Here is a 21,924-nt window from a genome sequence, read left to right as displayed (position 1 = left end):
TAGCCCGCCGTTTTTTTTAACTCGTACCCAATGCAGATTCCTAGTCGTAATACCCAACGGTTTTTTTCAGGTGATCGGAATACTCGTAGATTTCATCGACAGAGCTGATCGGATGACGGGTCTCATTCTTTTCCTCGTCAAAAATCCCGATGTACTTTTGTGAACGGTTGAAATGCAGGCGGCAAATCGGTTTTCGGTTGTTGTCGTCGAGCAAGATACCGAAGTAACTCTGAGTGTCCCGCTGAACGATTCTCTTGGCATCGACCACGGAGCGAACCACCGCACGTACGATGTGATAGCCCTCAAGCTCCTCCAACGTCGTCAGCACCTTATCGTCCGCTGTCTCCGCGTCATCGTTATCGGCACTCCCCGCTCCGGAAGCGGAGGCAACCGCAAGAGACGGCTGGATAGCACCACTCATTGCAGACTTGAGACGATCATTGATTTGATCATTGAGAAATTGTCCCACCGCTTTTCGAGTCAGCTCATAAAACTGCTCACGGACTTTTTGGGTAATCACTCCGTCGTATACCCGCGATGCAAAGACTTTGACGAAGTCATCGTCTGGCTTACTAACTTGAGAAGCGATGACTTTTTTGATCTGGCTAACGTACTTCAGCTCACCTGCCGCGCTGATAATCGACTCCACATCAAAAGACGACTTGGTCAGTTTGGTCAGTTCTGGTACCGAATACTCGTCGATATCGAGCAGATCCAGTTCAAGGAAGGGTTTCTCATCCATTTTGTTGGGAGCATCCAGGTCGGTGAAAAACTTATAGACCTGGCCATTGGTAAGGATGGAAATCCGCGCGCTGGTGACATGGAAGTAACGAAACAATTGCGACGCATGATTGATATGCAACGGCTCGCCGATCTTCTTGCACTCGATGAGGATCTGGACCTCCCCTTCCTTTATGATCGCGTAATCGATCTTCTCGCCCTTCTTGGTTCCTATATCGCAGACAAACTCTGGCGTCACCTCCGTCGGATCGAATACGTCATAGCCCAACACCGTGCTGATGAAGGGCATGACAAAAGCATTTTTTGTCGCTTCCTCCGTCTGAATGGCGGCTCCCTGCAGACGTACCTTGGCAGCAAGACTGGTTAACTTCTCGAAAAATTCCATGAGTGGCCTCTTACCTGTTCCGATCCATGTATGAGCGTGGTGGCAAATTGACTGCCATTGATACTAGACACAAACCGCCACAAAGAAAGATTCCTCCCATCCTGGAAAGAACGCCGGGAGAGGATCCCAGGCGACCGAACGGATGCAGCCCCTGACTGCAGCCAGAGGGCCAATCATAAAAAGAATTTTCCCTCTACCGCCGCTGTCTGAATTTCAGATGCCGCCGCACAGGGGAAACGCCAATGAAATTCGCCAAATTCTCGCAGAAGCTGTCGCTGTGGGCCGGCAGTCCGGGGACTTTTCTGATTGCGCTGGCATTGATTGCGATCTGGGGCATGAGCGGGCCGATCTTTGGTTTTAACGATACCTGGCAGCTGGTCATCAATACCTCTACCACCATCATCACCTTCCTGATGGTGTTCCTGATCCAGAACACCCAGAACCGCGACAACGACATCCTGCACTTGAAGATCGACGAACTGCTGCGCGCCACCAAGGATGCGCACAATGCGTTGCTGAGCCTGGATGGGCTGGATCTCAAGCAGTTGGAGAAGCTGCGCCAGGAATACAAGGAAATCGGCGAAGGCGAGCCCTTGAAGCTGGATGAACTACCGCCGGAGCAACAGCAGAAGCCGAGTTGAATCGATGCTGAAAATGCCAGGGAGAGACAGCGACACCGGACGCGGTGCGCCTTCAGGTTAGGCCCGAAGGCGCATCGATGGTGGGACGGCACTCAGCCATCCAACTGATCCAGGGGCCGGCCAGCCTTGAGGGCCTTGGCCATTTGCAGGTGATTGCGCAGTTTCGGCAGGGTCTCTTCGGCGAAGGCCTTGAGTTCCGGTACCTCGGTGATTTCGGCCTGTTGCTGGACTTTGGTTCGATCTAAGCACTTAACAAAAGAACATATGCTAAATCTGAAACATTCAGATCTATAACCTGGAGCACTGCGTACACTCCTGGGCAAGATACAAGCCATGGAAATTGTTGCGCTGGATAGCCTTACGGCCAAACAGGCGTTCAACAGCATAGAAGAACTCCAATCGTTCTTGCCTGCCAATATCAAAGCCCAGGCTGCGTGATACCGGGCATATAAAAAATTTAACGGATTAAATTTCTGTGCACACCTCTTTCAATTCAACGGCGCGGTCAGTCTGGTCCTTTGTGGCCTTGGGGGTATTACTCATACTTTCCGAAGCCATCTACGACCTGGTATTCGCCAACCTTGCCTACTCCATCAGCGGAACGACGCTGGCCGTTACCACCACCTACGCCATCGGCTATAGCGCTGAAATACTGGTGACCTTGCTAGGCGCGGGTTTTATCGATCGTTTCAACAAATGGAAACTGTTCATTGCCACGCAACTGGTAAACATCGCGGTGTTTGCCCTGGCCGTTCTTGTCCTTCGGGTCTACGACCGCTCCGTGGAATGGGTGTGGTTTTTTGCCTTCTTTGTCGACCTGATCCATCAGTATTCACGGCTGATCCTGTTTGCCTTGATCCCGTTCCTTTTCACTGCTGGCGACATCCCCAGAATCAACGGCCTGCTCGCCACCTTCAATGGCGTCGCCAGGACCCTGGGGCCGGTCATCGGGGCCCTGGTCATTTTCAACGTCGGCTTGTCGATCTCACTGCTGGCCTCCATTGCCTTCATGCTGGCCGCGCTCGCCTTGACGATCAGCCTGAGTACCTTGAATAGGCAAACCACGCCCCTCGATATTGCCAGCACCTCGTTTGTCCAACGTTTCCAGGAAAGTGTCACCGGCGCTTCGAGAGCCACCATCGATCTATTGCGCGCTCCACGGTGGCGGTATTTCCTCGCCTCTTATGCCACCTGCCTGCTGGTGGTCAGCGTGCTGGCGCTCCTGTGGGTCCCCCTGCTTCGGGGCTTTCATGGGTTTTCCGAAGTGCAGACCGGCTACCTGTTCTCCGTTGGAGCGGCAGGTGCCATAGCCGGCGGACTCGCCTTGCGCGCCAGTGGCCAGGCCTCCCGGGTGCCGAGCACGATATTGCTGTCGCACCTGATCATGATCTCGGGGGTCTGCATCACGTTATGCCTGCGCGGCGATATCTGGCTCGCGGGCACCGGCATGTTCGTATTCCAGTTCGGTACCACGCTGTATTTCCGTACCACGGCCAGTGCCATCCAGCTCACCGTGCCCAAGGAAATCATTGGTAGCTGGTATGGCTCGATAGACTTCATCAGCCGCTTTGCCGGGCTCGTGGGCATCCTGTTGGCGGGCTGGGCCTACGACAGGCTCGGGACCTACGCCATCTACTCGATACTCTTACTCTTGCTGGCACTGAGCAGCTTCAACTGGCGCGGCAGTCGCCAGGCTCGCTGGCTGGTCAATACCTGAGGCGGAACACCGCCGCTCAACCATCCAACTGATCCAGGGGCCGGCCAGCCTTGAGGGCCTTGGCCATTTGCAGGTGATTGCGCAGTTTCGGCAGGGTCTCTTCGGCGAAGGCCTTGAGTTCGGGGACCTCGGTGATTTGGGCCTGTTGCTGGATCTGTTCGATGGCTTCTTCGGTGGCCTTGACCTGGCTCTCGGCATAGGCGGCATCGAAGGCTTCGCCTTCCGGCACTTCGGGGATCAGCGCCTTGGCCTTGCTGATCACTTCTTCCCGGGGCGCTACGGGCAGGTCGAGTTTCCTGGCGATTTTCGCCAGGTGCTGGTTGGCGGTGGTGCGGTCGTTGATGACCACGATGGTGTAGTCCTTGACCGCCTTGGAAGATGTCTTCTGGTGGGCCAGGCGACTGGCCTCGATGTCTGCCATGCCCTTGGCCGAAGCCTCATCGATAAACTCCGCGGGGGACTGGGCGAATGCCGCGCTGGCGCTCAGGCCGAGCAGCAGCGCGAGGCAGGTGCGGGACAGATGGGTGGCCATGAAGCTCATGGTATCGGCCTCCTTTGATCAGTTGACGGCGCACGGCGCCTGCACAGAATGAGAGTTTTCAGGCCACCGAAGGTTTGAAAAAGTTGCATCGGCCACGACGAACGGTTGGCAAAAAAACGCCCTGATCGGCCGTTTCTTTCAGGCCCGGGACGGGCTCCGCTGGGCGCGCTTGGCCGCGTACATCGCCTCGTCGGCGTGCTTGAACAGCTGCTTTTCGTCATGGCCGTGTTCGGGGAACAGGCCGATACCGATGCTCGGCAGAATGCTCAGTTGATGGCCATCCAGGCGCAGCGGCTCGTCGAGCGCTCGGCGAATCTTTCCGGCGACGATGCCGGCATCTTCCGCATGCTGGATACAGCCGAGCAGCACCACGAACTCATCGCCACCGATCCGCGCCACGGTGTCGCTCTCGCGCACGCAGGCCTTGAGCCGGTTGGCCACCGCCTGCAACAGCATGTCGCCGACGGCGTGGCCAAGTGTGTCGTTGACCTGCTTGAACCGGTCCAGGTCGACGTAGAGCAAGGCCATGCGCCCGGACTCGCGACGGGCACGGGCCAGGGCACTGCGCAGGCGCTCGCGGAGCAATTCGCGGTTGGGCAACTGGGTCAGCTGGTCGTACTGGGCCATGTACTGCAGGCGCGCATGCAGCTGCTTGCGCTCGATGGCGGTGGCAAGCTGGGCGCAGACGTATTGCAGCAGTTCCTTGTCCTGCTCGGTGTATCGCTCGTCGCCCGGCGCGCTCTTGACGATCAGCGCACCGATGGTGCCTTTCTGCGAATTGAGTGGCACACCGAGCCAGCAGGGTGAGTACGGGTCGGCGGCATCCGACAGCGGTGACAGCGGCCCATAATTGCCGGGAGTCAGCAGCAACGGCTGGCCACTGCGGATCACCTCGGCGCACAGGCTGCCGGTCAGCGTGCCCGGCTGCTCCGGGCAACGCTCGCGGTCGTCGACGTGATAGGGAAAGCTCAGCGCCTGACATTGCTCGTCGTACAGCGCGACGGAGAAATTCAGCGCCGGCAGCCATTCACCGATGATCCGGTGCACACGCCGGAACAACGCCAGCAGGTCCTCGGTGGCATGGGCCGCTTCGGAAATCGCATACAGCGCCGCCTGCCGCGACTCGGCCTGCTTGCGCTCGGTGATGTCGCGGGCCACGGCGATGCGCAACTGGTCGACCTCGGACCAGCGCGCCGACCAGAGGATATGCGCGACCTGCCCGTCCTTGCGCAGGTAACGGTTCTCGAAGTTGGGCATGGGTTCGCCAGCCATGATCCGCTCGGCGGCCTGCAGCGTGCGCAGGCGGTCCGCGGGGTGCACCAGCTCGATCATGCGCCGGCCGACCAGTTCGTCCGGCGTATAACCGAAAATCCGCTCGCAGGCGGCACTGACAAAGACGAAACGGCCTTCCACATCCACCGCACAGACGGCGTCCAGCAGAAGGTCGATGAAACTGGCCAGGGGCGCGGAGTTGTTGGTTGCCATCAGGGAACGACACTGCCTGTGAAGATAAAGCGCCGAGTATCAATCCCTGGTTCTGGCAGCGGCGCAGGGCCGCTGCTGGTCCGTGGCTGTCGCAACCTTGCGGACAGCCTTTATGCCTTGTTCGCCAGCAATCCCGGAACGGCATGCAGCAAGGCGTTGATGGCAAACCCGATGAACATCACGCCGCAAAGCCGGGTGATCGCCAGTTCGTGACGCTGATACAGGGTCCGCACCCGCCGCGCACCGACGATGCCAATCAGAATAGCGTATGCGCCGATGCCGCCGAGGAAACTGAGGAAGATCAGCCAGGGCAGCATCGACCAGTTGAGCAGCTCGGCACGACTGGACAGCAGCGCGGTGAAAGTCGCCACGGCCACCGGATACGCCTTGGGGTTGGTCAGGCCGAACAGGATGCCGTGCCAGAACGGCTGGCGCGCCGGGCCCTGGGGTTCCTGCCCGTTGCTGCGCTGGCTGCGGATCGCCCGCAGGCCGAGCCAGAACAGATAAAGGCCGCTGAGCACGCCGAGCACATCGAAGGCACTGCTGCCGATCTCCTTCGCGCCGACGATGGCGATCAACGCGGTGCTGCACCAGATCACGTCGCCCAGCAGATGCCCGCAGAGAAAGCCGGCCCCGGCCCGCCGCCCGCGCGCCGCGCCGATACCGAAGACCGCCAGCACGCCCGGCCCGGGAGTAATACCGTAGATAAAGCCCGAGGCGAGAACGGCCAGTAACAGCGAAGAAGTCATGCCACACTCCGAAGCGCCGAAGGTGGCGCGGTTTTGATCGCAGGATTCTGCCGGCTTGCGCGCCCCCGCACCACCCCACAATGGTCGCCATAACGACAGCCAGCCGTCTTGAAGCGGCGGCGAGCGGTCATTCGTCGGTAAAGATCGTCATCCCGGCATAGGGCTGCTGCCGACAGGCGCGCAAACGCGAGGCCAGATCGCCGACATGGGCTTCCAGCTGGTGGCCGTCGGGGTCGAGGAAATAGAACGAGGCGCCTTCGCTGCGGTTGTCGCGCCACTCCCGCACGCCAGCAGCCCGCAGGCGCTGGACGAACGCCAGGAAATGCCCGGCCTCGATGCCGAAGGCATAGTGGGTGTAGTCCGGCACTTCGGCCAAGCGGCGCGACGGGTCCAGCGACAGGCACAACCACAGGCCCGGCAACGACAGATAGGCGCCGCTGTCCCAGCTGGCGTCCAGGCGCAGGCCCAGCAGGTCGTGGTAGAACCCCAGGCTGCGGTTCAGGTCGGTCACGGCGAGGGTCAGGTGGTTGAGGCCGGTCAGCATGCAAAGTCCTTGTAAGAGGAAGGTCCTGAATCGTCTTGAATCAAAGCAGCGCTCGCACTGGACGAATGGCTCTGGCGGCAAGCCTCGGGTGGCGATGTAGTGTGCTGCATCACAAACCACTACATCGAGATCACCCTGTCCGTCATGTCCTTGCGCCTGCCCGATGATGTTGCCAATTCCCCGGCTCACTTGGCCAAGGCGACAGGCCGCAGCAAGTCATTCCTCGCTGTGGATGCTCTGAGAGAATATCTGGCCCGCGAAGCCTGGCAAATCGACGAGATCCAGAAAGCCCTGACTGAAGCAGAGGCAGGCGACTTCGCCTGGTCCCCAATCGTCCTTACCCGATCCCCTACCGCGTACGTCAGGGACGCCTGCAGATGCTGCGGATTTTCCATACCCGCGCTTGCCGCCTGCCGGTAGGAAAAACGATCGCCAATAGCTCGTGCATTGGGGCCAGCGGCGGCGCGCCCAGGACAGCAAGGGCCCGAGCGCGCGGTAGAGCATCTGTAGGTATCAGAACGCGCTGCGGAAGATCTCTTCGATCTGGCGCTGGTCGGCGGGGCGTGGGTTGGTCAGGCCGCAGGCATCTTTCAGGGCGTTGGCGGCCAGGACCGGAATGTCCGTCAGCTTGGCGCCCAGGTCACGCAAGCCGCTGGGGATCTCGACATCCCGGGCCAGGCTGCGAATGGCACTGATGGCCGCCTGCGCGCCCTCCTCCGGGCTGAAGCCACGAATGTCCGCGCCCATGGCGTGGGCCACGTCGGTCAGGCGTCCGGCGCAGACCATGGCATTGAAACTCTGCACATGGGGCAGCAGCACGGCGTTGCACACACCGTGGGGCAAATCGTAGAAACCGCCTAGCTGGTGCGCCATGGCATGCACGAAACCCAGCGACGCATTGTTGAAAGCCATGCCGGCGAGGAACTGGGCGTAGGCCATGCTTTCCCGGGCGACCAGGTCGCTGCCGTCGTGCACCGCCTGGCGCAGGTTCTGGCTGATCATGGTCATGGCTTTCAGCGCGCAGGCATCGGTGATCGGGTTGGCCGCGGTGGACACATAGGCTTCGATTGCGTGGGTCAGCGCGTCCATGCCGGTGGCGGCGGTCAGGCCCTTGGGCATGGCGACCATCAGCGCCGGGTCGTTGACCGACAGCAGTGGCGTGACGTTACGATCGACGATGGCCATTTTCACGTGGCGCTGCTCGTCGGTGATGATGCAGAAACGGGTCATTTCACTGGCGGTGCCGGCGGTGGTGTTGATCGCGATCAGCGGCAGTTGCGGCTTGGCCGAGCGGTCGACACCCTCGTAGTCGCTGATATGCCCGCCATTGGTGGCGCACAGGGCGATGCCCTTGGCGCAGTCATGGGGCGAACCGCCGCCGAGGGAGACCACGAAGTCGCAGTTGCTCTGCTGCAATTGCGCCAGGCCCTTCTCGACGTTGCCGATGCTCGGGTTGGGCTTGGCGCCGTCGAAGATCACCGAATCGATGTCCTGCATCGCCAGCTTCTCGGCAATCATCCCGGCCACCCCGGCCTTGGCCAGGCCGGCGTCGGTGACAATCAGCGCCTTGCGAAAACCGTAGTTGCGAATCGCGACCATGGCCTCGTCGAGGCAGTCGATACCCATGATGTTCACGGCGGGAATGAAAAAAGTGCTGCTCATGGCGCGTCCTCCAGGCTGGGATTGGATCAGCCGTGCCGATCCGGCAAATGCGCACAGGATCGACCCATCGGTCACGCGCGTTGTTGATCTGGCTCAAGGGTCGGTCGTGATAAAGTCGGCGCCCTGTACACCTTCTGCCTTGAGACGACGAACCGCGATGATGGATTTCCAGGAATTTGATGCCGACCTTGAAGACTGGAACGCCTTGCGCGCCAGCACGCCGATCACCGGCCTGCTGATCGGCAACGGCGCCAGCCGCGCGGTGTGGGAAGACTTCGCCTACGATTCGCTGTTCGAGAACGCCCGCACCGTCGAAGAAAAGCCCCTGAGCCCCTCCGAGCTGAGCGTGTTCGAAGCCCTGCAGACCCGCAGTTTCGAACAGGTGCTGGGCGCGCTGAAGACCACCAGCCGGGTCAACAAGGCCCTGGCCGTCAGCTCCGCGGCGCCGCGCAATCGCTACTACGCAATCAAGGAAGCGCTGATCAATACCGTGCACGCGGTGCACATTCCATGGCGCCTGGTACAGCCGGCGACGCTGTCGCAGATCAACCAGGAACTGCGCCGCTACCGCACGGTGTTCACCAGCAACTACGACCTGCTCAACTACTGGGCGATCCAGCACAATGCCCAGGGCATTGACGACCTGTTCCGGGGCGCCGACCCGAGCTTCGACATCAGCCAGACCGCCAGTGAACGGACCCGCGTGCTGTACCTGCACGGCGGCCTGCACCTGGTGCGCAACCAGGACGGCACCGCGCGCAAGCTGGGTTCCACCGAAGGCACGCTGCTGGGCAACTTCGCCATCAACAACACCCTGAAGACCCTCGACGATGTGCCGCTGTTCGTCAGCGAGGGCCCGGTGGCGGACAAGTTCAAGACCATTCGCGGCAGCGACTACCTGTCGTTCTGCTACCAGCAGTTGCTGAATCACAGCGACGCGCTGTGCATCTTCGGCCACGACCTCGGCTCCCAGGACAGCCACCTGGTGAGTGCCATCCGCCAGTCCAAAGTGCGGACCCTGGCGATCTCGATCCAGCCGCGCAGCAAGGCCTTCATCCAGAACCAGAAGCGGCGCTACGCCAAGCTGTTCGCAGGGATGGAAGTGACGCTGCGCTTCTTCGATTCGAAGAGCCATGCCCTGGGCGATCCTGCGCTGTCGGTGCCGGTCGAACGCTGAAAGATCGCGGGCAGGCGTCTGCGGAGCGCCACCTCTGTAGCCGCTGCCGAGCCCGCGAGGCTGCGATCGACCCCGAAGGGCGCGCACGGTGTTGAGATCGCTGAAGGCCTTCGGCCTTATCGCAGCCTTCGGCAGCGGCTACATCGTGTCCCTTATTCCTCGCCGCTGTGCACCACCACCAGCAACTGCGCCTGCACCTCGCCCACCGAGCGCAGGCGGTGGGGTTTCTGCGCGTTGAAGTGCAGCGCGTCGCCCCGGTTGAGGATCACCCGCTCGTTCATGAAATCCACTTCCACCTGCCCTTCGTGGACAAACAGAAACTCCTCCCCCAGGTGTTCCTTGAAGCTCTTGTCGGTGAACTCCCTGGGCGGGTAGATGATGAACGGCAGCAGGCTGCGCTCGCTGACCTGATGCGCCAGCACCGCATAACCCGGCGCCTGGTCGTTGGCCGCCAGCGACTGGCGTTCGTCGCTGCGCACCAGGCTGTAGCTGTCCAGGCTGACCTTGTCTTCGGCGAACAGCTCCTCGACGTTCACGTTCAACGCCTTGGCCAGTTTCAACGCCGCGGCGATCGAGGGCGTGTTCAGGCCGCGCTCGACTTTCGACAGGTAGCTCTTGGTCATGCCGGATTTCTCGGCCAGGGCCTCCAGCGTCACGCCAAGTTTTTTTCTCAATAATTTCAAACGGATAGACATGTAGAACGGTTAACCCATCAAGGAGGCGACGATTTGTCCTTGCCAATGACACAAAGTGTCATATAGCCTCTTTAGTGTCATTTGCTTTCACCCAACGACCTTGCGAGCAGCGGGGGCTGGCAAATCCGACGTCCATTGCAACGACCAAAGGACACCGATATGGCCAAGACATTAGCACTACCCAAAGAGCAACTGGTCAGGCAAGCCCTGACCCAGATGCAAAACACCCTGGCGGATAATACGTGGACCGACCGGCAAAAGCTGGCCCTGACCTGCCGCATCCTGTTCGAGAACGGGCATGACTCCGGCCTGGCCGGGCAGATCACCGCCCGTGGCCCGCAGCCGGGCACTTACTACACCCAGCAACTGGGCCTGGGTTTCGACGAGATCACCGCGGGCAACCTGCTGCTGGTCAACGAAGACCTGGAGGTGCTCGAAGGCCACGGCATGCCCAACCCGGCCAACCGTTTCCACAGCTGGGTATACCGCGCCCGCCCCGATGTGAACTGCATCATCCACACCCACCCGACCCACGTCGCCGCGTTGTCGATGATCGAAGTGCCGCTGGAAATCTCCCACATGGACCTGTGCCCGCTGTATGACGACTGCGCCTTTCTCAAGGCCTGGCCGGGCGTGCCGGTGGGTAACGAAGAAGGCGAGATCATCTCCGCGGCCCTGGGCGACAAGCGCGCCATCCTGCTCTCGCACCACGGCCAGCTGTCCACCGGCGCCAGCATCGAGGAAGCCTGCGTGATCGCCCAACTGATCGAGCGCGCCGCCAAACTGCAATTGCTAGCCATGGCCGCCGGCACCATCAAACCGATCCTGCCGGAGCTCGGCCGCGAGGCCCATGACTGGATCTCCAAGCCCAAGCGTCACGCCGCCGCCTTCAACTACTACGCTCGGCAGAACCTCAAGCAACACGCCGATTGCCTGAACTGAACCCACCTCATTCGCTAAAGGAGCGTCGCCATGTCGAACGCCAACATTCACGGCATCATCGGCTACACCATCACCCCGTTCACCGCCAACGGTGAGCAACTGGACCTGGACACCCTCGGCCGTTCCATCGATCGCCTGATCGACAGCGGCGTGCAGGCCATCGCGCCCCTGGGCAGCACCGGCGAAGGCGCCTACCTGAGCGACGCCGAGTGGGACCAGGTCGCCGAGTTCAGCATCCGCCACATCGCCAGGCGCGTACCGACCATCGTCAGCGTTTCCGACCTGACCACCGCCAAGGCCGTGCGCCGCGCGCGCTTTGCCGAGGCCAAGGGCGCCGATGCGGTGATGGTCCTGCCGACGTCCTACTGGAAGCTCAGCGAAGCCGAGATCCTCGCCCACTACCAGGCCATCGGCGACAGCGTCGGCGTGCCGATCATGCTCTACAACAACCCGGCCACCAGCGGCACCGACATGTCGGTGGAGCTGATCCTGCGGATCTTCCATGCGGTGGAAAACGTGACCATGGTCAAGGAGAGCACCGGCGACATCCAGCGCATGCACAAGCTGCAACTGCTGGGCGAAGGCCAGGTGCCGTTCTACAACGGTTGCAACCCGCTGGCCCTGGAAGCCTTCGCCGCCGGCGCCAAGGGCTGGTGCACCGCCGCGGCGAACCTGATCCCGCAGCTCAACCTGGACCTGTACCAGGCGGTGCTGGACAACGACCTGGAGCGCGCGCGCGAATTGTTCTACCGCCAGTTGCCGGTGCTCGACTTCATCCTCAAGGGCGGTCTGCCGACCACCATCAAGGCCGGGTTGAACATGACCGGATTGCAAGTCGGCGACCCGCGCCTGCCGGTGTTCCCGCTGAATGAAGCCGGGCGCAATCAGTTGCAGGCCATGTTGAACGCAGTGCGCTGATCGGGCCCTGGCTGTAGGGGCGAGCTTGCGGGCCTCATCGCCGGCAAGCCTGGCTCCTACCGTCCGCTTCTGTAGGAGCGAAGCTTGCTCGCGATAGCGGCGCATCAGACACCACGCGTTGTCTGACGCCTACAAAAGCAGCGCCCAACAAAAAGCCCGGCAGGTTGTCCTGCCGGGCTTTTTTGTTTCAGTGCAAAACGTCAGGCGGTCTTGTCTTTGATGGTCGTGCTCGGACCGTTGGTCTGCACGCTGGCAATGCCCGCGTCGCGCGCCGCCTCGGACGAATAGCGCTGGCTATTACCGATGATCTGGTGGTTCGCGGCCTTGAGGTTGAAATAAGGTTTGCCGTCCTTGGAGACTTCCTTGGCGTAGCGGGCCTCGTTGGGACTGTTGGTCTGCACCGAAGCGATGCCGTTTTCGGCGGCGCTGCGAGAGGAATACAACTCACTCGTCAAAATGGTTTCAGCATTGCCAGCCTTGAGAACGAAGCGGAACTGCCCGTCACTGCTTTTGCTTAATTCATACCATCCAGCCATGGTCCTGCTCCTGAGTGTCCAAAGATGCGAATGCACTTCGGATTAAAGCCTGTCTTTGCCGGTTTACCAGCGTTTGGGGTGTGTTGCTGAGGCACGCAGCATCAGACAGGAAAAATCGCATCCGGTTCATGACGCGAAACTCATGCAGACAAATAGTAATAATTCTCGATATCATTCGCGACCTTTCTGCCCGGCAGTACTTGCGAAGGATTTTCATGTCTCGCTTCAAGCCCGACCCCACCTCGGCGGACCCCGTCCGCGGGTTCTATGCAGACATCCTGCATTACCTGCGTAAACGCACGGACAACGCCAGCGATGCGGCGGACATGACCCAGGACGTCTTCACCCAATGGCTCGACTACCGCGACCGGGCCAAGGTCGAACAACCCCGCGCCTTTCTGTTCCAGATGGCGCGCAACCTGCTGCGCGATCACTGGCGCCGGCAGAAGGTCAGGCACAAGGTGCACCACGAACCGCATGCAGTAGAACCCGAGCCGCTGGCCGACGAACACCACGAGCCACTGCCCGCGGCCCAGCGCCTGCAACGCCTGGAGCGCTTGAAGAGGGTGCTCGCCGAACTCTCGCCGCGCCGCCGCGAAGCCCTTATGCTGCACCGCTTCGAAGGCCTGAGCCAGGCGCAGATCGCCGAACGCATGGGCATCTCCCTGAGCATGGTGGAAAAACACATCGCCTTTGCCCTGCTGCATTGCAAGCAGCGCCTGGAACAGGAACACGGCAAGGAGCAAGCGCAATGACCCGCCCCCGCGACCCTCAACATGAGCACGAGCAGCAGATCGACAGCATCGATGCCCAGGCGGCCGGCTGGTTCACTCGCAATCGCGACGATCACAGCCAGGCCACCCGCGACGCGTTCAAGACCTGGTCCAGCGAACCGGCCCATGCCCGGGCCTACGCCGAGTTCGAGCGCTTGTGGGCCGACCTGGCCGAACTCGAACCACTGAACCGACCGACGCCGCTGCCGGTGCGCAAAAAGCCGCGCTGGCGCCCGGCCCTGGCGGTGGCCGCCGCGTTGGTCTGCGCGCTGCTGGCTATCGAGCTGGGCGCCCCGCCGGCGATCCATTCGCAACAGATCGCCGCGCAGAGCACGGGCATGCGCAGCTTCAACCTGCCCGATGGCAGCACCCTGTACGTCAACGCCAACACCCGTTTGCGCATCGACTTCAGCGCACAGCAACGTAACCTCTATCTGGACCGGGGCCAGCTGTACCTGGAAGTGGCCGCCGACAAGGAACGGCCGCTATGGGTGCATGCAGGCAACGCCCGGGTGCGGGTGGTCGGCACCGGCTTCGATGTGCGACGCGGCGAGAAACAACTGGTGGTCAGCGTCGCCCATGGCCAGGTGGCGTTCGTTCCCGATGCGCAGAAGCCCGATTCGCTGCTGCTCGGCGCCCGCCAGCGCGGCATCTATGACTACGCCAGCGGCACCCTGCGGGAACAGGCGGTGAACGTCGCCGAGGTCGCCGACTGGCGCGGCGGCCACCTGGCCTTTCGCAATCGCGACCTGGCCAGCCTGGTGGACGAGCTGAACCTCTATCGCCGCCAGCCGGTGTTGCTGGCCGATGGCGCGCTGGGCAACTTCAAGGTCTCGGGCAACCTCGATGTGCAGGACCCGGACGCCCTGATCAAGGCCCTGCCGGCGCTGATCCCGGTGAAAACCGTGGCCCTGGCCGACGGCCGCGTGCGCATCGAAGCCCGACGCTGAAACCCATATGCGAATATTTTGCATTCGCATATGAGGTTTTATTTTGCTGACGCGTCTTCCTCCGGTCTGCGTTGTTTACGCACACCTTTTCTGGCCTTTGTCGCCGCTCCGGGGGATTTCATGTTTCGCGCGCCTTATCACTTGCAGCTCATATGTTCGCGTCCGACCCTGCTCGCCACCTGCCTGGCGTTCAGCCTGCAGGCCCAGGCCCAGGTTCAAGTCGAATCGTTCAACTTTGCCCTGCCCGCCCAACCGCTGGCGGCCTCGCTGAGCCAGGTGGCGCTGCAGGCGAAGATCCAGTTGCTGTTCGACGAAGAGTTGCTGCGCAACGTGAAGGCCCCGGCGCTGAAGGGTGATTTCAGCCCCGAGGCGGCGATCCAGCAATTGCTGGGTGGCAGCGAGTTCAGCCTGGTCAAGGTCGACAAGACCTACGTGGTGCGCCCCGCGGAAAATAGCAGCACCCGCAGTTCGGCGCTGCAGCTGGGGGCCATGAGCGTCATCGGCAGCGGCCTGGAAGTGGACTCCGCCACGGTCGGCCGCTCGACCCTGAACCAGGCCGAGATCGATCGCCACCAGGCCACCAACATTCCCAGCCTGATTGCCACCCTGCCCGGCGTCAGCCTCGGCGGCTCGCTCAAACCCGGCGGTCAGACCATCAACATCTGGGGCCTGGGCGACGCCGAAGACGTGCCGATGAGCGTCGACGGCGCGACCAAGAGCGGCTTCGAACGCTACCAGCAGGGCTCGATCTTCATCGAGCCGGAACTGATCAAGCGTATCGAAGTGGAAAAGGGCCCGCACTCGCCCGAGACCGGCAACGGTGGTTTCGGCGGCACCGTGCACATGGAGACCAAGGACGCCCCCGACTTGCTGCAGGAAGGCCGCGACAGCGGCGCCATGCTCAAGTACGGCTACAGCAGCAACAGCCATGAGCAGGCCTACACCGGCGCGGTGTACGGACGCACCGAGGACCGGCGTTTCGATGCCCTGGCCTACTGGACCAAACGCGACGGCGACGACATGAAGCTGGCCAGCGCCCAGCCGGACCCGCGCAACGCCTACCCGATCAACCCCAAGCGCCTGCCCAACACCGCCCAGGACCTGGACGGCGAGCTGTTCAAGCTGAACATGCAACTGACCGACGAACATCGCCTGGGCTTGAGCTACATGCGTTCCAACAGCGACATCTGGGCGCCCTTCTCGGCCAAGAGCTACCCGACGCCACCGACCCAGAGCGATATCGACAAGTACGGCTACGATGGCGCCACCCGGCGCTTCCTGGCCCAGCGCAATACCGTCGACACCACCTGGCAGGTCAAGTACCAGTACACGCCGCTGGACAACCCGTGGATCGACTTCGAGGCCAAGTACTCCGATTCCAAGACCGACCAGACCGACGAGCGCGGCCCGAACGCCTACACCCAGCCCGCCTCCGGTGGCCGCAAGATCACCGTGGGTTACGAGGACAGGATCCTCTCGCTGAAAAACACCAGCCGCTTCAACACCGGCCCGCTGGAACATGCCCTGACCCAGGGCATCCAGATCCGCAAGCACACCCGCGAGGTGGACATGTGGATGCCGGGCAAGACCTACGAGGTGCCCAAGTACAACAACGGGCATTACCAGCCGGGCTTCATGCCCCATGGCAAGGTCGACAACAACGCCTTCTATATCCAGGACGCGATCACCCTGGGCGACTTCACCCTGACCCCGTCCCTGCGCTACGACCATGTGCGCAACCGTGGGCAAAAAAACGACGCGCCGATCTATAACAGCCCCAACCCGGTGGTCGGCCACGATTATGGCGACAAGACCTATACCGGCTGGTCGCCACGGCTGTCGGCGTTCTGGACGGTCACCCCGCAATTCGCCCTGTTCGCCGACTACAGCAAGACCTGGCGCGCGCCAGTGATCGACGAGCAATACGAAGTCCAGGCGCCGGGCACCACCCGCTCGGCCACCAGTCGCGACCTCGACCCGGAGCGCATCACCGCGTTGCGCGCCGGTAACATCACCAGCTTCGCCAATGTGTTCAGCGATGCCGATAGCGTGCAAATCCGCACCACCGTGTTCCGCAATGAGATCAAGGACGAAATCATGAAGAACCTGGGGATCGGCTGCCCCGAGCAACTGAGCAGCGGCAAGAACATCGGCCAGGTGTGCAACCAGCCGACCATCGGGGTCTACCGCAATATCGGCGACCTGACCATCAAGGGTTTCGAGGTCGAGAGTTTCTACGATTCGACCTACCTGTTCGGCTCGCTGTCCTACTCCTGGATCACCGGCAAGCATGAAGGCGCCTACACCAACCCCTGGGGGCCGAATGTCTGGGCGCGGGACATTCCGCCCCGCAAGTGGGTCGCCACCCTGGGGGTGAAAATCCCGCAGTGGGATGCGCAGGTGGGTTGGCAGGGCCAGTGGGTACGCCAGACCGACCGCGTGCCGAGCGACGTCTACCCGAGCGGCCCGGCCAGCGCCTTGGGCGACTCCTACTGGGACCAGTACGAGAACGACCGCTACAACGTGCAGGGCCTGTTCGCCAACTGGAAACCGCAGCAGCCGTACCTCAAGGGCACCGAGGTCAACTTCACCCTGGACAACATGTTCAACCGCGATTACCGCCCGCCCCTGAGCGGCGAAAATGCCTCCAGCCTGGGGCGTAACGCCAAGATCAGCGTGACCCGGTTCTTCTGAACCGGGGCGATGCCCCTGTAACCCCTGTAACCCCTGTAGCCGCTGCCGAGCCTGCGAGGCTGCGATCGACCCGAAGGGGCGCGGCGATCTCGCGACCGTCTGAGGTCCTGCGGACCTATCGCAGCCTCGCAGGCTCGGCAGCGGCTACAGGTCGTGTTTTGTCAGGGGATGCTGGTGAGAAGTGGAGAGGTTTCGCTTTGTTTTGTAAGGTATTTCCTAGAAAATCCCCAACGCCTTTGAGCGCCTTGTACCCCTCAAACCGATCAGGCAGTCTGCCTGGGTCGCTGCAAAAACAGTGGCCCGGATGTGGAAGTCCGGATCTGAAGAACGTGCAATTCGCTCAATACGAACATCAGTAACTTTCGGTGCTGGTGAAGTCGTTTTATGGCGGCTGTACGTGGGGCACCCTCGGGTGCGCCGGTTCTTCAGTCCGGTCTTCCACACCCACGTACGGCTGCCACCTCTCATGTGGAAGTGAGATCCGGCGGTTCCTTAAACGACTGGAGAAATCACCTCATGAAAAAGCTCGTCCCCGATCCACCCCTACAATCCCCTCGCAAGCTACGCAATCCGGAACTGGATCGCGCCAACGCCAGCCTGATCGCCACCTTGCAAGGCACTCGCCACCGCCCCTTTGGCCTGCGCGATGGCCAGGGCCATCCGCTGTTCGCCGTGCAGCCCGGCGTCAATGCCGAAGACGCGCTGATGCACGTGTCCCTGCTGCTCAAATGTGCCGAGGAGGTGTCCGATGAAATCACCGAACGCGCCAGCGGCATCGAACGCGGGCTGATCTGGTCCATGGTGCATTCGGTGGAAATGGCTCGGGCAGTGGTGGATGCCCTGCTCGACGGCACCCGCCCGACCTCTTGATCTGAAACGAATCCTGTAGCCGCTGCCGCAGGCTGCGATAGGTCCGCAGGACCTCAGACGGCCGCAAGATCGCTGCGCCCCTTCGGGTCGATCGCAGCCTGCGGCAGCGGCTACAGGGTGCGGGGTTATTTGGTGGCGCTGCGCACCACGCTGAGTTCCGGCGTGGCGCTGCGGCGCTGGCTCAGGTAGCGGGTGCAACTGACCCGCAGGAACGAGGCGAAATTCACCACTTCGCCGCGGTAGTCCATCACCTCTTCGTAGAGCTTGGCGATCAGCTGGTTGGTGGTCATGCCATCGACCTCGGCGATTTCGCTGAGGATGTCCCAGAACTGGTTTTCCAGGCGCAGGGTGGTGACCACCCCGCAGATGCGCAGCGAGCGCGAACGGGACTCGTAGAGGATCGGGTCGGCTTTGACGTAGAGCTCGCACATGCTGGGCGCTCCTCGGTTGTAGGGGTAGGACGATGACGCTGCTTCCTGACAGAAAAGCAGCGCCAGTGGATCATCCGCTTACAGGGTGATTTGGGTGCCCAGCAAACCGAGGAAACCGGCCAGCCAGCTGGGGTGCGCCGGCCAGGCCGGCGCCGTCGCCAGATTGCCTTGGACGTGGCTGTCCGTCACGGGAATATCGATGTAGGTACCGCCGGCCAAGCGCACTTCCGGAGCGCAGGCCGGGTACGCACTGCACTCGCGGCCTTCGAGAATGCCCGCCGCGGCCAGCAGCTGGGCGCCGTGGCAGACGGCGGCGATCGGCTTGCCGGCCTGGTCGAAGGCTTGCACCAGTTGCAGGACTTTCTCGTTCAACCGCAGGTATTCCGGGGCGCGACCGCCGGGGATCAGCAGCGCGTCGTAATCGGCGGCCTCGACCTTGGCGAAGTCAAAATTCAGGGCGAACTGATGGCCCGGTTTTTCGCTGTAGGTCTGGTCGCCTTCGAAGTCGTGGATCGCGGTGCGCACGGTCTGCCCGGCCTTTTTGTCCGGGCACACCGCATGCACGGTGTGGCCGACCATCAGCAGCGCCTGGAACGGCACCATCACTTCGTAGTCCTCGACGTAATCGCCGACCAGCATGAGGATTTTTTTCGCGGCCATGGAGATGACTCCTCTTCAAGGGAAAACAGGAGTATTCAAGGTAGTCCCTATCCGCGGGGCCGGGTAATAACCCGGTACTACGCCTCACCCCAGAAACGCATCAATACCCCGGCCCCGTAGGAGCGAGGCTTGCCCGCGATAAAGGCGACGCGGATTGCCTGATACAACGCGTTATCGTTCATCGCGGGCAATCGAGCGTCGAGCGGCCGCTCCTACAGAAGCCGAACTGTATGGATAACTCTGCGTACAGCTGTAACAGGGTGCCGCGGTGGGTTTATGGCTAGATAAGCGCACCTGCCCTTCCCCAATAAAAAACGGTTGTCATCATGTCTTCCCGCGAAAATACCGGCATGGCCCTGGGCCTGCTCGGCGTGGTTATTTTCAGCCTGACCCTGCCCTTCACCCGCATCGTGGTGCAGGAACTTCACCCACTGCTCAACGGCCTGGGACGGGCGCTGTTCGCGGCGATCCCGGCGGCGCTGCTGTTGCTCTGGCGTCGGGAAAAGTGGCCGACCTGGAAGCAGATCAAGGGCCTGAGCCTGGTGATCGCCGGGGTGATCCTGGGCTTTCCGGTGCTGTCGGCCTGGGCCATGCAGACTCTGCCGGCGTCCCATGGCGCACTGGTCAACGGCCTGCAACCCTTGTGCGTGGCGCTGTACGCGGCGTGGCTGTCCCATGAGCGGCCGTCGAAAGCCTTCTGGGGCTGCGCCGCATTGGGCAGCGCCCTGGTCCTGGGCTACGCGCTGATCAGCGGCGCCGGCAGTATCCAGGCCGGCGACTTGCTGATGCTCGGGGCGATCGCGGTCGGCGGCCTGGGTTATGCCGAAGGCGGCCGGCTGGCCAGGGAGATGGGCGGCTGGCAGGTGATCTGCTGGGCGCTGGTGCTGTCGACGCCGCTGTTGATCGGCCCAGTGTGGTATCTCGCGGCACAGCATCAGGGCGCGGTCTCGGCGAAGACCTGGTGGGCCTTCGGCTACGTGGCGCTGTTCTCGCAGTTCATCGGTTTTTTTGCCTGGTACGCCGGTCTGGCCATGGGCGGCATCGCCCGGGTCAGCCAGATCCAGCTGCTGCAGATCTTTTTTACCATCGCCTTCTCGGCGCTGTTCTTCGGCGAACAGGTGGAACCGGTCACCTGGCTGTTCGCCGTCGGCGTGATCCTCACCGTGATGCTCGGGCGCAAGACCGCTGTGCGTCCAGCACCGCTGATCACCGCGAAACTGTAGCCGCTGCCGTAGGCTGCGATCGACGGCGTAGCCGGCGCAAAGGCGGTATCCCGGCCCTGTCAGATGTAGCGCGTCGCCTGGTTTGCGGCCCCTGCGGTGCCGATCGCAGCCGGCGGCAGCGGCTACAGGCGCGTGATCAGCCCAGGTAGCCGTCGGCCCGCAGCAGGGTTTCCAGGCAGTGCTCGCTGATGTGGTAGAACGCCTTGAGCTCGCCGATCTTCGCCAGCAGCTGCGCCGGGTCCTGGGGCTCGGCGCGTTTGACCGCGAGGATCATCTTGTTCTTGTTGGTGTGTTCCAGGGAGATGAACTCGAAGACCTTGGTCTCGTAGCCGCAGGCTTCGAGGAACAGCGCGCGCAGGCTGTCGGTGACCATCTCCGCCTGCTGGCCCAGGTGCAGGCCGTATTGCAGCATCGGCTTGAGCAGCGCCGGGCTCTGCATCTGCGGGCGGATCTGCTTGTGGCAGCACGGCGAGCACATGATGATCGCCGCGCCGGAACGAATGCCGGTATGGATCGCGTAGTCGGTGGCGATATCGCAGGCATGCAGGGCGATCATCACGTCCAGCTCGCTCGGCGCCACGCTGCGCACGTCGCCGCACTTGAACTCCAGGCCCTGATGGTCGAGGCGCGCCGCCGCGGCGTTGCACAGGGTCACCATGTCTTCGCGCAGCTCCACGCCGGTCACCTGCCCTTGCGCCTGCAAGGTGTTGCACAGGTAGTCGTGGATGGCGAAGGTCAGGTAGCCCTTGCCGGAGCCGAAGTCCGCCACCCGCACCGGCTGTTGCAGATCGATCGGCGACGAACTCAGCGCGTGGCTGAAGACCTCGATGAACTTGTTGATCTGCTTCCACTTGCGTGACATCGCCGGGATCAGTTCGTGCTGCTTGTTGGTCACCCCCAGGTCGGTGAGGAAGGGCCGGCTCAGCTCCAGGTAGCGGTTCTTCTCGCGGTTGTGCTCGGCGGACGGCACTTCGCGCTGCTGCTGGGCCTTGCCCTTGAACAGCGAACTCTTGCCCTTCTTGCTGTATTCGAGCTGCACCTCATCGGTGAGCGACAGCAGGTGCGCGTTCTTGAACGACGCCGGCAGCAGCCCGGCGATCAGCGCCACGCCTTCATCGAGGGGGAAATTCTTGGTGATGTCGCGGGTCTTGTAGCGGTAGACGAAGGACAGGCACGGCTGCTCCTTGACCGTCAGTTGCTTGATGATCAGCCGCTGCAAATCCGCCTCGGCCCCCACATGCTTGGCCAGCACCAGTTTGATAAAGGCATTCTGCGCCAGGCTGGTTTCCAGCAGTTCGAGAAACTGGGCGTGATGATCCGGCGCGAGGCTGGCGGGGGTTGCGGTTGCAGACATGTAAAAGGTGCCTCGGGCGATGCGGGGTGTGAATCGGGGAATGGCGGGTATTTTAGGGGGGATGGCCCGCCGGGGCACGGAGTTATTTACCCGGCGGCGCAGAATTCCAGGCGATGGGGCCTCCTGTAGCCGCTGCCAAAGGCTGCGCAAGGTCCGCAGGACTTCCAGCGATCTTCAGAACGCCACGGCCTTGCGGCCGATCGCAGCCTGCGGCAGCGGCTACAGGAGCGGGGAAA

22 protein-coding genes and 1 pseudogene are annotated in these 21,924 nt (G+C 62.1%); 11 read left to right on the top strand and 12 right to left on the bottom strand.

Going from position 1 to position 21,924, the window contains the following annotated elements; all coding sequences use genetic code 11:
* Positions 1–40 precede the first annotated feature (40 nt).
* Positions 41–1,126, bottom strand: a complete 1,086-nt coding sequence (locus tag C4K27_RS06875) for a type I restriction endonuclease (protein WP_053259909.1) — start codon at positions 1,124–1,126, stop codon at positions 41–43.
* 242 nt (positions 1,127–1,368) lie between these two features.
* Here C4K27_RS06875 and C4K27_RS06870 point away from each other — a divergent pair, with 242 nt between their 5' ends.
* On the top strand, positions 1,369–1,767 hold the full coding sequence (locus tag C4K27_RS06870) for a low affinity iron permease family protein (RefSeq protein WP_053259908.1): 399 nt from the start codon (positions 1,369–1,371) through the stop codon (positions 1,765–1,767).
* Between the two features lie 92 nt (positions 1,768–1,859).
* Here C4K27_RS06870 and C4K27_RS31415 read toward each other — a convergent pair.
* A pseudogene (locus C4K27_RS31415) lies at positions 1,860–2,000 on the bottom strand (DUF4142 domain-containing protein); the annotation flags it as partial.
* Between the two features lie 242 nt (positions 2,001–2,242).
* On the opposite strand from C4K27_RS31415, the gene C4K27_RS06860 reads away from it, so the two are divergent.
* Positions 2,243–3,484, top strand: a complete 1,242-nt coding sequence (locus C4K27_RS06860) for an MFS transporter (RefSeq protein ID WP_242627805.1) — start codon at positions 2,243–2,245, stop codon at positions 3,482–3,484.
* 16 nt (positions 3,485–3,500) lie between these two features.
* Here C4K27_RS06860 and C4K27_RS06855 read toward each other — a convergent pair whose 3' ends face one another.
* The 4 genes from C4K27_RS06855 to fos form a co-directional block, all read right to left on the bottom strand.
* Positions 3,501–4,025 carry a DUF4142 domain-containing protein gene (locus C4K27_RS06855; RefSeq protein ID WP_053259906.1) on the bottom strand — a complete coding sequence of 175 codons (525 nt, stop codon included), beginning with the start codon at positions 4,023–4,025 and terminating at the stop codon, positions 3,501–3,503.
* Positions 4,026–4,163: 138 nt separating this feature from the next.
* Positions 4,164–5,510 (bottom strand): sensor domain-containing protein, encoded by a 1,347-nt coding sequence (locus tag C4K27_RS06850; protein WP_053259905.1) that lies wholly within the window; start codon positions 5,508–5,510, stop codon positions 4,164–4,166.
* A 110-nt stretch (positions 5,511–5,620) separates the two neighbouring features.
* Positions 5,621–6,259, bottom strand: a complete 639-nt coding sequence (locus tag C4K27_RS06845; RefSeq protein ID WP_007922230.1) for a LysE family translocator — start codon at positions 6,257–6,259, stop codon at positions 5,621–5,623.
* A 127-nt stretch (positions 6,260–6,386) separates the two neighbouring features.
* A complete protein-coding gene (gene fos, locus C4K27_RS06840) occupies positions 6,387–6,803 on the bottom strand; it encodes a fosfomycin resistance glutathione transferase (protein WP_053259904.1) in 417 nt (138 codons plus the stop codon).
* Between the two features lie 135 nt (positions 6,804–6,938).
* Between fos and C4K27_RS31410 the strand changes: the two genes are divergently transcribed.
* Positions 6,939–7,223, top strand: a complete 285-nt coding sequence (locus C4K27_RS31410; protein ID WP_053260050.1) for a CopG family ribbon-helix-helix protein — start codon at positions 6,939–6,941, stop codon at positions 7,221–7,223.
* Between the two features lie 93 nt (positions 7,224–7,316).
* Here the strand turns inward: C4K27_RS31410 and yiaY are convergent, their stop codons facing one another.
* On the bottom strand, positions 7,317–8,465 hold the full coding sequence (yiaY, locus tag C4K27_RS06825) for an L-threonine dehydrogenase (RefSeq protein WP_053259903.1): 1,149 nt from the start codon (positions 8,463–8,465) through the stop codon (positions 7,317–7,319).
* A 157-nt stretch (positions 8,466–8,622) separates the two neighbouring features.
* Between yiaY and C4K27_RS06820 the strand changes: the two genes are divergently transcribed.
* Positions 8,623–9,642 carry a DUF4917 family protein gene (locus tag C4K27_RS06820; protein ID WP_053259902.1) on the top strand — a complete coding sequence of 340 codons (1,020 nt, stop codon included), beginning with the start codon at positions 8,623–8,625 and terminating at the stop codon, positions 9,640–9,642.
* A 152-nt stretch (positions 9,643–9,794) separates the two neighbouring features.
* Here the strand turns inward: C4K27_RS06820 and C4K27_RS06815 are convergent, their stop codons facing one another.
* A complete protein-coding gene (locus C4K27_RS06815) occupies positions 9,795–10,337 on the bottom strand; it encodes a helix-turn-helix domain-containing protein (RefSeq protein WP_007922237.1) in 543 nt (180 codons plus the stop codon).
* Between the two features lie 159 nt (positions 10,338–10,496).
* Between C4K27_RS06815 and C4K27_RS06810 the strand changes: the two genes are divergently transcribed.
* The gene (locus tag C4K27_RS06810) at positions 10,497–11,279 is read left to right on the top strand and encodes an aldolase (RefSeq protein ID WP_053259901.1); all 783 of its coding nucleotides are present in this window, start codon (positions 10,497–10,499) and stop codon (positions 11,277–11,279) included.
* A 30-nt stretch (positions 11,280–11,309) separates the two neighbouring features.
* Positions 11,310–12,197 carry a dihydrodipicolinate synthase family protein gene (locus C4K27_RS06805; protein ID WP_009042533.1) on the top strand — a complete coding sequence of 296 codons (888 nt, stop codon included), beginning with the start codon at positions 11,310–11,312 and terminating at the stop codon, positions 12,195–12,197.
* A gap of 200 nt (positions 12,198–12,397) precedes the next feature.
* Here C4K27_RS06805 and C4K27_RS06800 read toward each other — a convergent pair whose 3' ends face one another.
* Positions 12,398–12,733: a YegP family protein gene (locus C4K27_RS06800; protein ID WP_007922249.1), complete on the bottom strand. Its 336-nt coding sequence runs from the start codon at positions 12,731–12,733 to the stop codon at positions 12,398–12,400.
* A gap of 215 nt (positions 12,734–12,948) precedes the next feature.
* Here C4K27_RS06800 and C4K27_RS06795 point away from each other — a divergent pair, with 215 nt between their 5' ends.
* The 4 genes from C4K27_RS06795 (at position 12,949) to C4K27_RS06780 (ending at position 18,020) form a co-directional block, all read left to right on the top strand.
* Positions 12,949–13,488, top strand: a complete 540-nt coding sequence (locus C4K27_RS06795) for an RNA polymerase sigma factor (RefSeq protein WP_053259900.1) — start codon at positions 12,949–12,951, stop codon at positions 13,486–13,488.
* Entirely contained in the window at positions 13,485–14,456 is a 972-nt protein-coding gene (locus tag C4K27_RS06790) for a FecR family protein (protein ID WP_053259899.1), read from the top strand. The genes C4K27_RS06795 and C4K27_RS06790 overlap by 4 nt, the downstream gene beginning before the upstream one ends.
* Before the next feature lie 120 nt (positions 14,457–14,576).
* On the top strand, positions 14,577–17,150 hold the full coding sequence (locus C4K27_RS06785) for a TonB-dependent receptor (RefSeq protein ID WP_053259898.1): 2,574 nt from the start codon (positions 14,577–14,579) through the stop codon (positions 17,148–17,150).
* Between the two features lie 516 nt (positions 17,151–17,666).
* Positions 17,667–18,020 (top strand): DUF6124 family protein, encoded by a 354-nt coding sequence (locus tag C4K27_RS06780; RefSeq protein WP_053259897.1) that lies wholly within the window; start codon positions 17,667–17,669, stop codon positions 18,018–18,020.
* A gap of 125 nt (positions 18,021–18,145) precedes the next feature.
* Here C4K27_RS06780 and C4K27_RS06775 read toward each other — a convergent pair whose 3' ends face one another.
* Entirely contained in the window at positions 18,146–18,451 is a 306-nt protein-coding gene (locus C4K27_RS06775) for a ribbon-helix-helix domain-containing protein (protein ID WP_009042529.1), read from the bottom strand.
* A gap of 78 nt (positions 18,452–18,529) precedes the next feature.
* On the bottom strand, positions 18,530–19,111 hold the full coding sequence (locus tag C4K27_RS06770; protein ID WP_007927432.1) for a DJ-1/PfpI family protein: 582 nt from the start codon (positions 19,109–19,111) through the stop codon (positions 18,530–18,532).
* A 326-nt stretch (positions 19,112–19,437) separates the two neighbouring features.
* Here C4K27_RS06770 and C4K27_RS06765 point away from each other — a divergent pair, with 326 nt between their 5' ends.
* On the top strand, positions 19,438–20,334 hold the full coding sequence (locus C4K27_RS06765; RefSeq protein ID WP_053259896.1) for a DMT family transporter: 897 nt from the start codon (positions 19,438–19,440) through the stop codon (positions 20,332–20,334).
* Positions 20,335–20,470: 136 nt separating this feature from the next.
* On the opposite strand, the gene C4K27_RS06760 is transcribed toward C4K27_RS06765, so the two are convergent.
* Positions 20,471–21,688: a class I SAM-dependent methyltransferase gene (locus C4K27_RS06760; protein ID WP_053259895.1), complete on the bottom strand. Its 1,218-nt coding sequence runs from the start codon at positions 21,686–21,688 to the stop codon at positions 20,471–20,473.
* Positions 21,689–21,924 lie beyond the last annotated feature (236 nt).

This window comes from Pseudomonas chlororaphis subsp. chlororaphis (genome assembly GCF_003945765.1).
In the GTDB taxonomy this organism is placed as follows: Bacteria; Pseudomonadota; Gammaproteobacteria; order Pseudomonadales; family Pseudomonadaceae; genus Aquipseudomonas; species Aquipseudomonas chlororaphis.
This window is presented reverse-complemented; position numbering and strand designations above follow the sequence as displayed.

Coding starts and splice junctions, on each gene's coding strand:
- C4K27_RS06770 (WP_007927432.1), bottom strand. CDS start 19,111: ATGGCCGCGAAAAAAATCCTCATGCTGGTCGGCGATTACGTCGAGGAC.
- C4K27_RS06815 (WP_007922237.1), bottom strand. CDS start 10,337: ATGTCTATCCGTTTGAAATTATTGAGAAAAAAACTTGGCGTGACGCTG.
- C4K27_RS06855 (WP_053259906.1), bottom strand. CDS start 4,025: ATGAGCTTCATGGCCACCCATCTGTCCCGCACCTGCCTCGCGCTGCTG.
- fos (WP_053259904.1), bottom strand. CDS start 6,803: ATGCTGACCGGCCTCAACCACCTGACCCTCGCCGTGACCGACCTGAAC.
- C4K27_RS06780 (WP_053259897.1), top strand. CDS start 17,667: ATGAAAAAGCTCGTCCCCGATCCACCCCTACAATCCCCTCGCAAGCTA.
- C4K27_RS06760 (WP_053259895.1), bottom strand. CDS start 21,688: ATGTCTGCAACCGCAACCCCCGCCAGCCTCGCGCCGGATCATCACGCC.
- C4K27_RS06775 (WP_009042529.1), bottom strand. CDS start 18,451: ATGTGCGAGCTCTACGTCAAAGCCGACCCGATCCTCTACGAGTCCCGT.
- C4K27_RS06870 (WP_053259908.1), top strand. CDS start 1,369: ATGAAATTCGCCAAATTCTCGCAGAAGCTGTCGCTGTGGGCCGGCAGT.
- C4K27_RS06805 (WP_009042533.1), top strand. CDS start 11,310: ATGTCGAACGCCAACATTCACGGCATCATCGGCTACACCATCACCCCG.
- C4K27_RS06800 (WP_007922249.1), bottom strand. CDS start 12,733: ATGGCTGGATGGTATGAATTAAGCAAAAGCAGTGACGGGCAGTTCCGC.
- C4K27_RS06850 (WP_053259905.1), bottom strand. CDS start 5,510: ATGGCAACCAACAACTCCGCGCCCCTGGCCAGTTTCATCGACCTTCTG.
- C4K27_RS06820 (WP_053259902.1), top strand. CDS start 8,623: ATGATGGATTTCCAGGAATTTGATGCCGACCTTGAAGACTGGAACGCC.
- C4K27_RS06765 (WP_053259896.1), top strand. CDS start 19,438: ATGTCTTCCCGCGAAAATACCGGCATGGCCCTGGGCCTGCTCGGCGTG.
- yiaY (WP_053259903.1), bottom strand. CDS start 8,465: ATGAGCAGCACTTTTTTCATTCCCGCCGTGAACATCATGGGTATCGAC.
- C4K27_RS06790 (WP_053259899.1), top strand. CDS start 13,485: ATGACCCGCCCCCGCGACCCTCAACATGAGCACGAGCAGCAGATCGAC.
- C4K27_RS06785 (WP_053259898.1), top strand. CDS start 14,577: ATGTTTCGCGCGCCTTATCACTTGCAGCTCATATGTTCGCGTCCGACC.
- C4K27_RS06845 (WP_007922230.1), bottom strand. CDS start 6,259: ATGACTTCTTCGCTGTTACTGGCCGTTCTCGCCTCGGGCTTTATCTAC.
- C4K27_RS06810 (WP_053259901.1), top strand. CDS start 10,497: ATGGCCAAGACATTAGCACTACCCAAAGAGCAACTGGTCAGGCAAGCC.
- C4K27_RS06795 (WP_053259900.1), top strand. CDS start 12,949: ATGTCTCGCTTCAAGCCCGACCCCACCTCGGCGGACCCCGTCCGCGGG.
- C4K27_RS06875 (WP_053259909.1), bottom strand. CDS start 1,126: ATGGAATTTTTCGAGAAGTTAACCAGTCTTGCTGCCAAGGTACGTCTG.